This window comes from Halopseudomonas laoshanensis, assembly GCF_008365385.1.
In the GTDB taxonomy this organism is placed as follows: domain Bacteria; phylum Pseudomonadota; class Gammaproteobacteria; order Pseudomonadales; family Pseudomonadaceae; genus Halopseudomonas; species Halopseudomonas laoshanensis.
Genome location: NZ_QOVF01000002.1, coordinates 535,934 through 550,260, shown reverse-complemented (window position 1 = coordinate 550,260; position 14,327 = coordinate 535,934). Strand labels below are relative to the sequence as shown.

Here is a 14,327-nt window from a genome sequence, read left to right as displayed (position 1 = left end):
AGGCTGATGCCGGTGATAGGTATAATGCCCTGCTTCCATTTTCCCGCTCGGGAGCCCTGCTATGCTACGTGTAAGCCAAGAAGCCCTTACCTTTGACGATGTTCTGCTCGTGCCCGGATATTCCGAGGTCATGCCCAAGGACGTCAGCCTCAAGTCCCGGCTCACCCGGCGCATCGAACTTAATATCCCCCTGTTGTCCGCCGCCATGGACACCGTTACCGAAGCCCGCCTGGCCATTGCCATGGCGCAGGAAGGTGGCATGGGGATCATTCACAAGAATATGACCGTCGAGCAGCAGGCTGCCGAAGTTCGCAAGGTGAAGAAGTTTGAATCCGGTGTGGTCAAGGATCCGATCACTATCGATGCCGATGCGACTGTCGGCGAGTTGGTCGAGCTGACCCGCGTCAACAATATTTCCGGCGTGCCGGTTCTTTCCGGTGGCGAACTGGTCGGTATCGTGACCGCGCGTGATGTGCGTTTTGAAATCCGCATGAATGCCAAGGTGCGTGAAGTCATGACCAGCAAAGAGAAGCTGGTTACCGTCAAGGAAGGCGTCAGTGCGGGTGCGGTGCGCGAGTTGCTGCATCGCCACCGGATCGAGAAAGTGCTGATCGTTGATGACAACTTCGGCCTCAAGGGCATGATGACCGTCAAGGATATCGAAAAAGCCCGTGCTTACCCGAATGCCACCAAGGATGACCAGGGTCGCCTGTTAGTCGGTGCTGCGGTAGGTACAGGTGCCGATACACCCGAGCGGATTGCTGCGTTGGCCGCTGCCGGTGTCGATGTGGTGGTAGTCGATACCGCGCATGGTCATTCGCGCGGTGTGATTGAGCGGGTGCGCTGGGTCAAGGAAAACTATCCGGGTATTCAGGTGGTCGGCGGCAATATCGCGACCGCTGAGGCGGCATTGGCACTGGCTGAAGCCGGCGCTGACGCGGTCAAGGTCGGTATTGGTCCCGGCTCCATCTGTACTACCCGTATTGTGGCGGGTGTTGGCGTGCCGCAGATATCGGCGATTGCCGATGTGGCAACGGCGCTCAAGGGTATGGACATGCCCGTGATTGCCGACGGTGGTATTCGCTTCTCCGGTGATCTGGCCAAGGCGATCGCTGCGGGCGCGTCGGTAGTAATGATGGGTTCCATGTTCGCCGGTACCGAAGAGGCGCCGGGTGAAGTTGAGCTGTTCCAGGGCCGTTCCTACAAAGCTTACCGCGGTATGGGCTCTATGGGAGCCATGGCGCAAACCCAGGGTTCATCTGATCGCTACTTCCAGGACTCCAGTGCCGGTGCCGAGAAGCTGGTACCTGAAGGTATCGAAGGGCGTGTGCCTTACAAGGGTTCGCTGGCTGCGATTATCCACCAGTTGATGGGTGGCCTGCGGGCGTCCATGGGCTATACCGGCAGCAGCGATATACTGGAAATGCGTACCAAGCCTCAGTTCGTACGTATCACCAGCGCTGGCATGAGCGAGTCCCATGTGCACGATGTGCAGATCACCAAGGAATCGCCGAACTACCGCGTCGGTTGATACCAGAATGTCTCAGGCGCTGGAGGCCTGACGCTGAAGCCGGACGTCATTGCGCCGGCTTCAGATTTTCTGCTTCCAGCTTTCAGCTTCAAGCTCTTTCCGAAGGAAAGCCCCATGCTCCATCAAGACATCCATGCTCACCGCATCCTGATTCTGGATTTCGGCTCCCAGTACACCCAGCTGATTGCCCGCCGAGTGCGCGAAATCGGCGTTTACTGTGAGATTCGTGCCTGGGATATGGACGAGGCCGAGATCAGCGCCTTTGCCCCCAAGGGCATCATTCTGGCGGGTGGCCCTGAGTCGGTACCGCAGGCAGGCTCGCCCCGGGCGCCGGGAATTGTCTATGAGCTGGGTGTGCCGGTACTGGGCATTTGCTACGGCATGCAGACCATGGCCGAGCAGTTGGGCGGTCAGGTGCAGGGTTCGGAAAAGCACGAGTTTGGTTATGCGCGGGTAGATATCGTCGGCAAGAGCAGCTTTCTCTCCGGGATCGAAGATCATATCGACGACGACGGCTTGTTCAGCCTGGATGTCTGGATGAGCCACGGCGACAAGGTCATCGAGCTGCCAGAGGGCTTTCATATTCTGGCCAGCACCCCCAGCTGCGCGATCGCCGCAATGGGTGATGAAAGCCGTCACTTCTATGGTGTGCAGTTCCATCCGGAAGTAACGCACACCCGCCAGGGCCAACGCATCCTGTCGCGTTTTATCCTCGATCTGTGCGGTTGTGAAGCGCTGTGGACGGCCTCCAATATTGTGGAAGATGCGGTGGCCAATGTGCGTGCCCAGGTGGGTGAGGCCAATGTTCTGCTGGGCCTGTCTGGCGGCGTGGATTCTTCCGTGGTTGCGGCGCTGTTGCACGAGGCAATTGGCGAGCAACTGACCTGTGTGTTTGTCGATAACGGCCTGCTGCGATTGCACGAGGGCGAGCAGGTGATGGCCATGTTCGCCGAGAACATGGGCGTCAAGGTGATTCGCGTCAACGCCGAAGACAAGTTCCTGTCGCGCCTGCTCGGCGTGACTGACCCGGAAGAGAAGCGCAAGATTATCGGCCGCACCTTTATCGAGGTCTTCGACGAAGAAGCGACCAAGCTCAAGGGCGTGAAGTACCTGGCTCAGGGCACTATCTACCCGGATGTGATCGAGTCGGCCGGTTCCAAGAATGGCAAAGCGCATGTGATCAAGTCGCACCACAATGTCGGTGGCTTGCCGGACGATATGGCCTTCGAGCTGGTCGAGCCGTTGCGTGAATTGTTCAAGGATGAAGTGCGCAAGATCGGTCTGGAGCTGGGCCTGCCCTACGACATGGTCTACCGTCATCCTTTCCCCGGCCCGGGTCTGGGCGTGCGCATTCTGGCGGAGGTCCGCAAGGAATATGCCGATATTCTGCGCCGCGCGGATTACATCTTTATCGAAGAGCTGCGCAAGGCCGACCTGTACCAGAAGGTCAGCCAGGCCTTTGCCGTGTTCCTCCCGGTCAAATCTGTGGGTGTGGTCGGCGACGGCCGCCGCTACGAATGGGTAATTGCCCTGCGTGCAGTGGAGACCATCGATTTCATGACCGCGCGCTGGGCGCACTTGCCCTACGAGTTTCTTGAGACGGTGTCCAACCGCATCATCAATGAGATTACCGGTGTATCGCGGGTGACTTACGATATTTCCAGCAAGCCGCCTGCGACCATTGAATGGGAATGATCGCGTTAGACGCTGGCCGGTATTAGCTAGCACAAAAAACACACTTAAGCCCATGTTTTAATGGGCTTTTTGTCTGGCATGCGCTGATCGCGCAGAAGGACGCTAGCGCCTCTCAACGATACTAAACTAGAGGTGTGTGTTGAGAATTACGCTTCCCTTCTGGCGCTAGCTCTGCATATTCAATCGGGGAATAGGTCGTTCCTAACAACGTGACCTGCAACAGCGCTGACCTGGTCCGGTAAGGTTAAGCGGACATCGACTAGCAAAGTAGCTGTCCGCCTCTCACTATGTCTTAGTCGGCGCTCAGGTCAGCGTGCCTCCATCAACGGTCAAGATGGTTCCGGTGATTTGCCTAGCCGCACCAGAAGCGAGGAATGCTACTGCAGCGGCGATATCCTCCGGCTCACCGTAGCGGCCGAGCGGTATTAGAGCTCGCTGGAAATCGCCGAACTCGCCCTCGGCCGGGTTCATCTCCGTGTTGGTCGATCCTGGCTGGATGAGGTTGACGGTGATGTCGCGGGGTCCAAGCTCTCGCGCCAGACCGCGGGTGAAGGATTGAAGTGCCGATTTGGTCATAGAATAGACCGTCGACGGTCCCACGATCCGTTCAGCGCCTGCGGAACCAATTGTGACAATCCGGCCGCCCTGGCTGAGGTAGGGCATGGCGGCTTGAGATGCCAGGATCGGTGAGCGCGCATTGACAGCGAAAAGTGCGTCGATCTCGGCGACGGTGAAGTCCGCCACGTCCTTGTAAATCGCGATCGCCGCGTTGTTCACCAGGATGTCGAGACCGCCCAAGGCCTGGGCGGCTTCATCGACCGACCGCTTAACCGCCTTGGGGTCCATGCTGTCGGCCTGGATCGCCAACGCCTTGCGCCCTTTGCCCTCGATTGTCGCTACGACTTGCGCTGCTCGATCGGCGGCGCGTTCGTATGTAATCGCCACATCCGCTCCCTTCTCAGCCAGCGCGATCGCGATAGCCGCTCCGATGCCGCGCGACGCGCCGGTCACCAGAGCGCGTTTACCTGTTAGTTCACTCATCAATCATTCCTCTTTGTGTCGGCAGGGGACATGTTTCGCCCCGCCGCGACGCGGCGGGCGTCCGTGCGGCCTGCCGCCGCACGATTGTTCCGGGTCAGGCGATCAGGACGGGCAGACCGCTCAGGCGGCGGTTGTCCATGTCGTCATGTGCGCGGGCTATCTCGTCGAACGGATAGCGGGCCGTTTCGAGATCGCTGAAAACGCCGGAGCGCATCGCATCCCATAGCTGCGAGGTCGCGATTTCGACAGCCGGTCCGCGGACATATTGCGGTGAACCGCCGCTGCAGACATCCACGCCGCGTCGTGCGAGATCGTAGGACGGCGCGGGCTGGCCCGACGCGGCTCCGATCGCAGCAATCACGCCACCGTCGCGGATGCTGGCCGCGCCCAGCGCGAAAGTTGCCTGCCCCACCAGGTCATAAACCACATCGACACCGTCTGGTGCGATCGCACGGATCCTGGCGGCGATGTCCGGCTCTCCAGTGTGGAAGGCATGGGTAGTACCTGCCGCGACCTTGTCGAACTTGTCAGGCGATCCGGCCACACCGATGACCGTTGCGCCTAGTGACTTCGCCCAGCGAGACAGGATGGCCCCCACGCTTCCCGATGCGCCCAGTACCAGCACCGTGTCGTTGGATTTGAGATGGTGGAGCCCGCGCAGGCCCATCCATGCCGTTCCACCCTTTGCCAGAAACGTCGCCGCTGTCTCGTTCGAGATATCGGCAGGCAGGCGAATGAGCGGTGCGGTCGAGATGATCCTCTCGGTGGCATATGCGCCTTCAGAAAAGAAATAAGCAACGCGGTCACCGACCGACAGCCCCTCCACGTCGGGTCCGACCTCGGTGACCGTTCCAGCCGCTTCGAAACCGGGGGCCGCCGGCAACGCCATCGGATATTCGCCCCTTCGTATCATCGTATCGACGAAGTTGAGGCCTATCGCGTCTTGCGCGAGCCTCACCTCGCCGGCGCGCGGCGCGCTGAGGTCCCTCTCGATGATCTGCAGTACGGAGGGAGCGCCGATCGACCGCATCTGAATGATTTTTGTCACGATATTGTCTCCGGCCTCGGACGCCGCGCGGCGCGGCGCGTCCGATGAACTAAGAGGTGGGCGCAGCGATGCTCAGTTGAACTTGACGAGGTTGAGAGCAGGCAACGGACCGCCGGGGTACTGAATCAGTTGGCCGCCGCCCGAGAGGGAGCCGAGATCGATCACGGCTTCGTTGCCTGCCTTTCCAAGCGCCATGGCAAACGCACCTCCGATATTGCCGGCTCCGATGGTTCCAACGATCATGATCCAGTCCTCCCAGGCCAGTTAGCGGTCCTTCTGCTCCATCCTTGGCCTGATGCCGCTGGCGTCGCAGAAATCCGGTGTTGCTGTTGAACCGAGTATTGCTGGAAAATAAACTCAGCATAAGTCATAAATGGGTTGTTTTAGTTTCAACCAATGCTTGAAGGCTGGTGTTTATGGAAACCCTTGCAAACCTTGAGGCGTTCGTCCGGAGCGCAGAAGCAAGCAGCTTTTCCGGGGCTGCGCGGCGTCTCTCGATCACTCCGGCTGCCGTTAGCCGCAATGTTGCGATGCTGGAACGGAACCTCGGCATTCGGCTGTTTCACCGCTCGACGCGGAAGTTAACATTGACCGAAGCGGGGGAGTCTTTTCTGGCAAGCATCGGAGAAAGCCTGAACCACCTTCAGGGGGCTATTGATGGGGCATCACAAACGAAGGGTGAGGCTGTCGGCGTTCTGAAGGTCAGCATGAGTTTGTCGTTCGGCATGGGATACGTTCTTCCCGCATTGCCCGATTTTCTGGCGCGCTATCCGGGCGTCAGGCCTGACTGGCATTTCGATAGCCGCAGGGTCGACCTGATTGCGGAAGGCTTCGACGTCGCGATCGGTGGTGGCTTCGACCTCAATCCAGGCATCGTTGCGACGACGCTGGCACCGGTGCACGTTATCGCGGTCGCATCGCCCAGCTATTTTGACGAGCGTCGGCGACCCACAAGTCCTGCCGATCTGGTCGATCATGCGGGGATACTGATGCGGTCCTCGAATACGGGTCGGATCAGGCAATGGATGATGCGTGACGCCCAGGGGCGCGAAGAGCACGCGCTGCTCAAAGAGACGGTCGTGATGAGTGACGCCGTCCCCATGGCGCAAGCGGCGATCGCGGGGCTCGGCATTGCGTTGCTGGCTGTGCCCGATGTGTTGCCGGATCTGGAAAGCGGTGCGCTCGAACGTGTTCTCCCGAACTGGTATGCCGATGCCGGATCAATCTCGCTCTACTATTCAGGCCGCGCGCTCCAACCGTTAAAGACACGCGCCTTCATTGATTTTTATACTGAATACTTCCGCTGCGAGCGTCTCAGCGCCCGGTTCGCAGGCAACCTCATATAGTGACAACGCGTCCTTCTAAGCTCTGCAAGCTTCGATCGCTTCTGCCGTCATGCGGTGCAAGCACAATTGCAGACTTCTGCAAAACCGCGGGACCCCCAGGTCGCCTACACCTATCGCGGATCGCATGAGAGGGTCTAGGAAGTCACTGTCGCAATCGAACAGCCAGGGGGCGCGCGCTGGCCGTCGCGGCTGATGCTGCAGATCCGGATGCCATACGCTCCGCTGTCGCGGAGACGATCAATAAGTTCGGCGGCCTCGATATTCTGGTCAACAATGCCGGTATCGCCTTTGCTGGGCCGATCGGAAAAATCGCATTCGATGGCTATCGGGCGCTCGCGGTTAACGTAACGGGCGTTTTTGTTGCCACGCAGGAAGCCGTACGGCACGTGAAGGACGAGGCACTGACCAAAGCTTTCGTGGCATCTCTTATGCAGTGGTCTAAAGTTTTTGAAAAATACAGGAATTACAGTTATTTATAATCGAATGAGGGTAGTTCTTAGGCCAGCAATAAAAAGCCGCCATCCGGCGGCTTTTTATTGTGCAGAATTTGTTTACTCCGCTTCGTAACCCTCAAGGCTTTCAGCAGTCCAGGCGATCACCTGTTCGGCCAGTTCATCCGAGGCCAGTTTAAGCGCCTCTACGACGCCGGGTGGCTGTGGGTTGTCCAGCGGCTGCTCGACCAGAAAGCGCCTGGCAGCGAGGACTTCGCGCGAGTTGGGGTTGACCAACCTGGCATCCAGCTCAATGACCGCGACAGGCTGCAAGCCATCATAGCGTACCTGGAACTGCTGCAGGTCGCTGCCCAGGTGTACGTCAGCGTGTAGCGCATGTTCGTCAGTGCTGACACGTGCCGGTGAGCCTTGCTGGGTAAAAGCTTTGGCCAGGTGTTCGCGCAGTACCACCGGCACCGGATCAGTCCAGCGCGCTCCCTTGTAGCTACTCACCTGATTGCCGTCGGGCTTGACCAGCATCCGCGGCGTACTCAGCGCGAAGCCGGTTCTCGGCGTGTTGATGCGCAAGGTGGGTAAGCTCTGGCCGGCGGCTGAAGGCTGCATCTGCGGCGCGGGCAGTTGGTAGACCGACAGCGGCTCCGACTCAGGCAGGATGGTGCAGGCGGATAGCCAGAGCGCAGCAAAGGCTAACATCGTCGTGCGGGTCATGGTGTGTCGCTTGATCACGGCTCAAATTCCTCGATGCTGTCGCGACCCAGTAGAAAGCGGGTCGGGTTGTCTTCCAGACGACGGGTGAGACTGCGCAGTGCGCCTAGGCTGCCGCGTAACTCGTTGATAGCCGGTTCCAATTGGCCGAGCCCCTGCATGCCGCTGGCAAAGGCCTCGCTATTGTCGGTGAGCATCTCTTCAAGCACTGCGCTGGTCCGAGCGATAGAGGCCAGTGCTTGTTCGGCGCCATCAAGGGTGCGAGTGCCCTGATCATTGAGCAGACTGTCGGCGCTGGCCATCAATTGGTTGGTTTGTTCCAATGTTTCGCCAGCCTGGCGGCTGACTATCGTCAGTTCGTCGATCAGCAGGGCCAGATCATCGCCCTGATCGGCCATGGTGGTGGTGGCTCGGTCGATGGACTCCATGGTGCGAGTGAAGCTATTGACGTTTTCCTTGGAGAGGATGCTACGGGCGCTGGACATGAGCTGATTGATATTGGTCATCAAGTCCTCGCCATCAGCCAGTAAGGCCGAGATGGGCGAAGGTGATGCAACAATGATCGGGTCCTCCCCATCTTCGCCCACCAGCGGCGGGCTGGTGGGGTGACCGTGGCTCAGTTCGATCACCGAGTTGCCGGTGATACCGGTGAAGGAGAGCTTGGCGCGGGTGTCTTCCTTGATGGGGATATCCGCTTCCACACGAATGCGCGCCAGTACGCGTCTAGGATCTTCCGGGTCCAGACTCAGCGAGCTGATATCGCCGATCTTGATCCCGCTGTACTGCACGGCGCTACCGCGGGAAAGCCCGGTCACTGCCTGATTAAATACCACCGTATAGTTCTTGTATTCTCTGCTGGTGCTGGTATTGCTCAGCCAAATCGCAAAAAACATCGCTGCGGCGGCAGCGATCAGGGTGAACAGGCCGATCAAAACGTGATGGGCTCGGGTTTCCATTAGCGGCTGGACTCCAACTGGTGTTGACGATTGACGGCTTCAGCCGCAGCGCGGCCGCGGGGGCCATGAAAGTACTCCTGGATCCACTGGTTCTCGGTGGCAGCGACCTTCTCCAGCGTGTCCGCTACCAGCACCCGGCGATCTGACAGTACGGCTATGCGATCGCAGATAGCATACAAGGTATCCAGATCATGGGTGACCAGGAACACCGTCAGGCCCATGGCGTCGCGCAAGGTCTTGATCAGATCGTCGAAGGCCGCCGCGCCGATCGGGTCCAGGCCGGCAGTGGGTTCATCCAGAAACAGGATATCTGGATCCAGCGCCAGGGCGCGGGCTAGCGCGGCGCGCTTGACCATGCCGCCTGACAGCTCGGATGGGTATTTATCGCCGGCCAGGGCGGGGAGGCCGGCCAATGCCAGTTTCATTTTAGCCAGGTGCTCGGCGTCTTCTCGGCTGAGGCCGGTGTGTTCGATCAATGGTAGGGCGATGTTCTCCGCCACCGTCAGTGACGAGAACAAAGCGCCGCGTTGAAAAAGTACCCCGAAGCGTCGTTCGTACTTTGTGCGTTCTTCCTGGCTGAGTGCCTGCAGGTCTTCACCAAACAGGCGGACGCTGCCTGCGTCCGGACGATGAAGGCCGACTATGGAGCGCAGCAGTACCGACTTGCCGGTGCCTGAGCCGCCTACCACGCCGAGTATCTCGCCTTTATAGATATCCAGATCGAGGTTCTCATGAACCGTTTGTGTGCCGAAACGATTCAGCAATCCGCTGACCTGAACCAGAGGTGCTTGGTTCGTGGTATTCACCAGCCCATCTCCATATAGAACATCGCTGCCATCGCATCGACCAGAATCACCACGAATATCGATTGCACCACACTGGACGTGGTGTGCTCGCCCACCGATTCGGCGCTGCCGCTGACCTTCAGGCCTTCCAGGCAGCCAATTATGGCGATTAACAGGGCAAACACCGGCGCCTTGGCAATGCCAAGGATGAAGTGCCGAGCGTCGACATTCTGTTGCAGCATGCTGAGAAACATTGTCGGCGATATATCCAGCGCCAGGGCGCAAACCAATGCGCCGCCGAACAAACCGGACAGCATTGCCACCAATGTCAGAATCGGCAAGGCAATCAGCATCGCCAGGACTCTGGGCAGCACCAGAATGTCCATTGGGTTCAGGCCCAGCGCGCGTATCGCATCGATTTCTTCATTGGCCTTCATCGAGCCAATCTGCGCGGTAAAGGCGCTGGCAGTTCTCCCGGCCATCAAGATGGCGGTGAGCAGCACGGCGAATTCACGCAGAAAGGAAAAGGCGACCAGGTCGACGGTATAGATGCTGGCTCCGAAACTGCTCAGTACCGTTGCCCCAAGGAAGGCAATCACCGCGCCGACCATAAAGGTTAGCAGGGCTACAATAGGCACGGCGTTCAATGCGGTCTGTTCTATCTGGGCGACCACCGCGGTCATGCGCCAGGTACGCGGGCGCAATACATTGGCTGCGAGGCTGGCCAGTGTCAGACCGGTAAAGCCGAGCAACTCTACCAGATGCCCCCAGAAAACAGCGGTAGCCTTGCCGGTGCGCTCAAGCAGCTCGATCAATAGCGAGCTGCCGCGCAGGCGTTGCGGCTCTTCATTATCCAGGCTCTGCGCCACACGGCGCAGCAATACGCGACGTTCTTCGGGCAGTTGACCGGGCTGTTCGGTCAACTTTTCCAGTTGCGCCGGCCCCAGCAGCTCCGCGAGCAATTGGGCTCCGGCGGTATCCAGCTTGTTCAGCTGATCCATTTGTACATCGGTGACCGCCCCGGCGTGCTCTTCAGCTGCCGCGGTCAAGCGCCGCAGATGACTGTAATGCGCAAGTAACCAGTCACCAGAAATGACCAGCACACCGGGTTTATCGTTGGGGAAGGAAAAGAATGGGTTTTGGTCAGTGACCGGCATGCTGGATGTTATCCGGACGAGTTACCCGCGACGAGGTCGCGGGTGGGGTTGAATCAAGGCTTGCGCTTGATGCCATAATTTTCCGACAGTGTGCCCGGCATATCCTGCATTTTTGGCGCGTAGTCACGCGGCGGCTCCAGGCTGTCAAATACTGGCTCTGAACTGGTGCGCGTACTCATGGAGGGGCCACTTTGCTCCTCCAGCGCGGCCAGCAGGCGTTGACGGGTCATGTCGTCAGGCGACAGATCCATTGCGCCCTGCGTCAGGTGCTCCTGAATATCCTGATAGCTGCGGTTCAGACGCGATACCAGATTGGCGGTGGTTTTGAAGTGGCTGGATACATCCTGCTGATACTCTTCAAAGCGCAGTTGCAGGCTCTCAAGCTGGGCCTGAGTGCCAGTCGCGCTGCCGCCGCTGACCCGACGGGCCAACTGGGTAAGAATGATGCCAATGACGATGCCCAGTGCCAGGGCAATCGCTACTGCAATCCAGAGATTTTCGCTTGCTTGCACCTTGGGTCCCTCAATGATGTCTGCGTGATCGGATACTTTGATATAGACGTTGTGCTTTAGTTCTAACGGTAACGGCATTTCATTGCCAAGGCTAGTGCTGCGCGTGTTGCTTTGGTCAAATTGACTTGCTGGCTGCCTGCCTTGACGCTGTATCTGCTACCCTTTTGCGACGACAGTTGTCGCTTGGCAGTCACGGGAGAAGCAGTAATGAGCAGCAATAGCGAAGAGCGTCTGACCATCGAGGGTCCTGCAGGCTCGTTGGAAATGTTGGTAACGCGGGTCGAGAACCCGACTGCGGTGACTGTGATCTGCCATCCCAACCCGGTGCAGGGTGGGACCATGACTAACAAGGTCGTGCATACATTGATGCGCGCGGCCCGAGATCAGCACTTCTGCGTCGTGCGCTTCAACTTCCGGGGAGTGGGTAAAAGTGCCGGCGAGCATGCCAACGGTGAGGGCGAAGTGGATGATTGCCTGGCGGTAATCGACTGGGCATTGAAAGAGTTCGAACTACCGCTTTGGGTTATGGGCTTTTCTTTCGGTGGTTATGTCGCTGCCGCAGCGGCAGCGCGCATGGATCCGGCTCCAACACGCCTGTTGCTGGTCGCGCCTTCTGTTGAACGTCTGCCCTTTGCCGACCTGATCCCTTTGGCCTGTCCTGCGGTGGTCATGATGGGTGAAGACGACGATGTAGTAGCGCCTTCGGCGGTATTTGAGCTGCTTGACGGGCAGCCGGGAGTGGAGGTCCAACGCTTCGCCGAGACCGGCCATTTCTTCCACGGCAGACTCGTGGAATTGAAAGAGTCTGTGGAAAACGTCCTTACCTTAGGTTAATTGCCAAGCCTCATGCTGGGCGGTAAAGTACCGCCCCCAATCGACCTGGCCCAGGGTTACCCGCCTATGACACCCCTTGAACGCTATAAGGCTGATCTTCAGCGTCCGGATTTTGTCCGGGATCCCGCTCAGGAGCAGGCTGTACGCCATTTGCAGCGCCTGTTCGACGACCTAGTGGCGGCAGAGTCTAGCAAGTCCGGCTTGTTGGGAAAGCTGTTTGGAAGAAAGCCCGAGCCGGTGAAGGGCTTGTACTTCTGGGGCGGGGTAGGGCGGGGCAAAACCTATCTGGTGGACACCTTTTACGACGCGCTACCGTTCGAGCGCAAGATGCGCACCCATTTCCACCGCTTTATGCAGCGCGTTCATCATGAACTGAAGGGGCTCAAGGGCGAGAAGAATCCGTTGACCCTGATAGCCACTCAGTTCGCCGAGGAAGCACGGGTTATCTGCTTCGACGAATTCTTTGTTTCGGATATCACCGACGCGATGATTCTTGGCACTCTGATGGAGGAGCTGTTCAAGAATGGCGTCACGCTGGTGGCGACGTCCAATATCGTGCCGGATGGTTTGTATAAGGACGGCCTGCAGCGGGCGCGCTTCCTGCCGGCCATCGCACTGCTGAATAGCCATACCGATGTAGTCAATGTCGACAACGGTGTAGATTATCGGTTGCGTGCGCTGGAGCAGGCCGAGCTATACCACTGGCCGTTGGATGACGATGCGGATGCCAGTTTGCAGCGCAGTTTCGCCAGTCTGGTACCCGATATGAACGAGTCCGTGGAAGGTGAATTGCTGACAGTCGAGAATCGGCCGGTGCAGTCGGTGCGTGTATGCGAGGATGTTGGCTGGTTTGAGTTTCGCGAACTCTGTGACGGCCCGCGCAGCCAGAATGATTACATTGAATTGGCCAAGATATTCCACGCGGTACTGATCGCGAATGTGGAGCAGATGGATACCAGCAAGGACGATATGGCCCGGCGGTTTATCAATCTGGTCGACGAGTTCTATGATCGTAACGTCAAGCTGATTCTGTCTGCCGAGGTTGAATTGAAAGACCTCTACACCGGCGGCAGGTTGAGCTTCGAATTCCAGCGTACCCTCAGCCGCCTGCTGGAAATGCAGTCCCACGAATTCCTCTCCCGGGCGCACAAGCCCTGAGAGGGTGTTGCCCGGAGGAATTGGGGTACGGTGGCCAGTTACTGGCTGGAATGTTGAAACTGTCGGCGGTACTGGTTGGGTGACAAGTCCGTATGCTGGCGGAACAGCCGCGCAAAGAAGCTGGCGTCGTCATAACCTACATCGTAGCTGATGGTCTTGATGCTCCGCCTTGTGGTGCTCAGCAGGTTTTTCGCCGTTTCGATGCGCAGGCGCTGCAGGTAGTGCAAAGGCTTGTCGCCGGTGGCCGCCTGAAAACGACGCATGAAGTTACGAATGCTCATGCCGTGCTGACTGGCGACGTCCTCAAAGCGGAATTTTTCGGCAAAGTGCTCCTCCAGCCACTGCTGGATTTGCAGTATCGCCACGTCCTGATGCAGTTTCTGCCCGCCAAAACCGATGATGCCGGGGGTATAGTTGCGCTGCACCTCGTATAGAGTGTCGCGCGCGACTGCTTGCGCCACCTCGCTGCCACAGAGCCTTTCGATCAGATGGATGGCCAGGTCGCAACCTGAGGTGATCCCGGCCGCGCAATAGATGTTGTCCGCATCGGTGATGTGTTTGTCCTTGCATAGAATTACATCGGGAAAGCGCTCGCTGAACTCTTCGAAAAAACGCCAATAGGTGGTGGCTTCCCGCCCGTTCAGCAGCCCGGCTGCGGCGATCCAGAATACCCCGGTGGCTTCAGCACTGATCAGTGTGCCTCTGGCATGCTCTGCTTGCAGCCACGGGATCACATCCGGATAGCGTTCAAGCATCTGATCAAAGTCACCCCAGAATGCCGGCAGCATGATCAATTGTGGCCTTAGCGCGCTCAAGGTGGCATCGGTGGCGATGCGGTCCTGGCTGAAGCTGGTAATCGGCAGCGTGTCTGGCGCAACGATGGAAGTGCGAAAGCCTGGCGTGAGACCCTGGCCGCGGCGTCTACCGTCGCGCAGGCTGGCCATATGGAAAAAATCCTTGGCCTGCATCAGGGTAGAGGCGATCACTCCGTCAGTGGCCAGTATGGCGACTTGGCGAAGGGGGATTAGGGATGGATGGATCGGTGACATCATCTAGCTCTTATTATAGGTTGTATCGGCCAGTATATGACTAAAGCATCTTAAGGAA

At 58.5% G+C, this 14,327-nt stretch carries 14 protein-coding genes and 1 pseudogene; 6 read left to right on the top strand and 9 right to left on the bottom strand.

From position 1 onward, the window contains the following. Positions 1-61: 61 nt before the first annotated feature. The gene (gene guaB / locus DT594_RS09055) at positions 62-1,531 is read left to right on the top strand and encodes an IMP dehydrogenase (RefSeq protein WP_149332376.1); all 1,470 of its coding nucleotides are present in this window, start codon (positions 62-64) and stop codon (positions 1,529-1,531) included. Positions 1,532-1,645: 114 nt separating this feature from the next. Beyond that, positions 1,646-3,226 carry a glutamine-hydrolyzing GMP synthase gene (gene guaA, locus DT594_RS09050; protein WP_149332375.1) on the top strand — a complete coding sequence of 527 codons (1,581 nt, stop codon included), beginning with the start codon at positions 1,646-1,648 and terminating at the stop codon, positions 3,224-3,226. A 303-nt stretch (positions 3,227-3,529) separates the two neighbouring features. Here the strand turns inward: guaA and DT594_RS09045 are convergent, their stop codons facing one another. The 3 genes and pseudogenes from DT594_RS09045 to DT594_RS18960 form a co-directional block, all read right to left on the bottom strand. Beyond that, positions 3,530-4,267 carry an SDR family NAD(P)-dependent oxidoreductase gene (locus DT594_RS09045; protein WP_149332374.1) on the bottom strand — a complete coding sequence of 246 codons (738 nt, stop codon included), beginning with the start codon at positions 4,265-4,267 and terminating at the stop codon, positions 3,530-3,532. A gap of 94 nt (positions 4,268-4,361) precedes the next feature. Beyond that, positions 4,362-5,315, bottom strand: coding sequence for a zinc-binding dehydrogenase (locus DT594_RS09040; protein WP_218574496.1), 954 nt, complete (start codon positions 5,313-5,315; stop codon positions 4,362-4,364). A gap of 72 nt (positions 5,316-5,387) precedes the next feature. Next, positions 5,388-5,477: pseudogene (locus tag DT594_RS18960) on the bottom strand (NADP oxidoreductase); the annotation flags it as partial. 254 nt (positions 5,478-5,731) lie between these two features. Between DT594_RS18960 and DT594_RS09035 the strand changes: the two are divergent. Together DT594_RS09035 and DT594_RS09030 are read left to right on the top strand one after the other, a co-directional pair. After that, a complete protein-coding gene (locus DT594_RS09035) occupies positions 5,732-6,661 on the top strand; it encodes a LysR family transcriptional regulator (RefSeq protein WP_149332373.1) in 930 nt (309 codons plus the stop codon). A gap of 176 nt (positions 6,662-6,837) precedes the next feature. Further along, the gene (locus tag DT594_RS09030) at positions 6,838-7,140 is read left to right on the top strand and encodes an SDR family oxidoreductase (protein ID WP_178091506.1); all 303 of its coding nucleotides are present in this window, start codon (positions 6,838-6,840) and stop codon (positions 7,138-7,140) included. 72 nt (positions 7,141-7,212) lie between these two features. Here the strand turns inward: DT594_RS09030 and DT594_RS09025 are convergent, their stop codons facing one another. From DT594_RS09025 to DT594_RS09005, 5 genes are read right to left on the bottom strand one after another with little or no spacing between them, the layout of a single operon-like run. Continuing rightward, positions 7,213-7,839, bottom strand: a complete 627-nt coding sequence (locus DT594_RS09025) for an ABC-type transport auxiliary lipoprotein family protein (protein ID WP_149332372.1) — start codon at positions 7,837-7,839, stop codon at positions 7,213-7,215. After that, complete coding sequence (locus tag DT594_RS09020) at positions 7,836-8,774, bottom strand: MlaD family protein (RefSeq protein WP_149332371.1); 939 nt, start codon at positions 8,772-8,774, stop codon at positions 7,836-7,838. Before DT594_RS09020 ends, DT594_RS09025 begins: the two co-directional genes overlap by 4 nt. Further along, a complete protein-coding gene (locus DT594_RS09015; RefSeq protein WP_149332370.1) occupies positions 8,774-9,580 on the bottom strand; it encodes an ABC transporter ATP-binding protein in 807 nt (268 codons plus the stop codon). Before DT594_RS09015 ends, DT594_RS09020 begins: the two co-directional genes overlap by 1 nt. Continuing rightward, positions 9,577-10,716, bottom strand: a complete 1,140-nt coding sequence (locus DT594_RS09010; protein WP_149332369.1) for an MlaE family ABC transporter permease — start codon at positions 10,714-10,716, stop codon at positions 9,577-9,579. Before DT594_RS09010 ends, DT594_RS09015 begins: the two co-directional genes overlap by 4 nt. Positions 10,717-10,769: 53 nt before the next feature. Then, complete coding sequence (locus DT594_RS09005; RefSeq protein ID WP_149332368.1) at positions 10,770-11,306, bottom strand: Z-ring associated ZapG family protein; 537 nt, start codon at positions 11,304-11,306, stop codon at positions 10,770-10,772. Positions 11,307-11,435: 129 nt separating this feature from the next. Here DT594_RS09005 and DT594_RS09000 point away from each other — a divergent pair, with 129 nt between their 5' ends. Further along, positions 11,436-12,062, top strand: coding sequence for an alpha/beta hydrolase (locus tag DT594_RS09000; protein WP_149332367.1), 627 nt, complete (start codon positions 11,436-11,438; stop codon positions 12,060-12,062). Positions 12,063-12,128: 66 nt separating this feature from the next. Next, entirely contained in the window at positions 12,129-13,220 is a 1,092-nt protein-coding gene (zapE, locus tag DT594_RS08995; RefSeq protein ID WP_149332366.1) for a cell division protein ZapE, read from the top strand. A gap of 38 nt (positions 13,221-13,258) precedes the next feature. Here zapE and DT594_RS08990 read toward each other — a convergent pair whose 3' ends face one another. Further along, entirely contained in the window at positions 13,259-14,269 is a 1,011-nt protein-coding gene (locus tag DT594_RS08990; RefSeq protein ID WP_149332656.1) for a GlxA family transcriptional regulator, read from the bottom strand. Positions 14,270-14,327 lie beyond the last annotated feature (58 nt).